This window comes from Tritonibacter sp. SIMBA_163 (genome assembly GCF_046535935.1).
GTDB classification, from domain to species: Bacteria; Pseudomonadota; Alphaproteobacteria; order Rhodobacterales; family Rhodobacteraceae; genus Epibacterium; species Epibacterium scottomollicae.
On sequence record NZ_JAWJBP010000543.1, the window covers coordinates 1 to 267 of the forward strand.

At 66.3% G+C, this 267-nt stretch carries 1 protein-coding gene; it reads left to right on the forward strand.

The features are described 5' to 3' along the window. Nucleotides 1-267: phospholipase D-like domain-containing protein (locus tag R0J92_RS23460; RefSeq protein WP_411053447.1), on the forward strand; the 267-nt coding region annotated here is incomplete at both ends.

Below are 267 nucleotides of genomic sequence, written 5' to 3' on the forward strand. Positions count from 1 at the left end.
TGGCGCCCGAGCCGTTCGACCACAGCAAGCTGATGACGGTCGATGGCGCGCTCTGCCTGATCGGGAGCTCGAACTGGGACGTGCGCAGCCACCGGCTGAACTTCGAGCTCGACCTTGAGACGTACGATACCGCCCTCACGGCCGAGGTCGACCGCCTGATCGACGACAAGATCGCCGTCGCCCGCCAATCCGACATGCGCCACCTTGCCGAGCAGGCGAAATGGCAGCAACTGCGCGACGCCGGTGCGCGGCTGTTCCTGCCCTACT